The organism is Xenorhabdus entomophaga (genome assembly GCF_037996725.1).
Lineage (GTDB): Bacteria > Pseudomonadota > Gammaproteobacteria > Enterobacterales > Enterobacteriaceae > Xenorhabdus > Xenorhabdus khoisanae.
This window is the reverse complement of record NZ_JBBMXH010000318.1, coordinates 1-538: the sequence shown is the minus strand read 5'-3', so window position 1 is coordinate 538 and position 538 is coordinate 1. Positions and strand designations below refer to the sequence as shown.

The 538-nt window shown below is 47.2% G+C and carries 1 protein-coding gene; it reads right to left on the bottom strand.

All coding sequences use genetic code 11. The features are described 5' to 3' along the window. A partial coding sequence (locus tag AAC854_RS22960) for an IS630 family transposase (protein ID WP_340619108.1) occupies positions 1-538 on the bottom strand: 538 nt, incomplete at both ends.

The following is a 538-nucleotide window of genomic DNA, read 5'->3' as shown; positions in this document are numbered from 1 at the left end:
AATATGGATTTTTTGCGAAAGTGGGTAGGTTTCCCGGATTGCGCCGAAAAAAAGGACGACATTTTTCGCGTTAATCGTCGGATATTCACGAATAATGGTCTCTTCAATCCGGTGTAAATTAAGGGCGCCCATGAGGTTGAGCCGAGTTCGACTGCCCGTGGTCTCAACGACTTTGACCTGCCTCCTCCCACTCTTCATCCAGCCGTAACTTAATTTTGTGGACTGGGTAGGATGCACTGCATCAATAAACAAAATAGGCTCATGCTGGCCGCATGCTTCTTTCAGTGCGTTGTAGGTCTCAATAAACTGTTGCTGTTTATCTGCATCAAATTTATGTGGAGTTCCCATTGGCTTCTTATAGCTGAAACCCTGACGGTGAAGCCATTTCGTCATGCCTGCGACAGTGAAAGTGACCTGCCATCGTGCCCGGACATAAGCCACAATTTGTGCGGTGGTGTGCATCAAATTTGCCGTCAGATAATCAATCAGTTCAACGGTTCGTTCGGCAGACAGGTGACTTTCAGAGCCCCCATTTTCA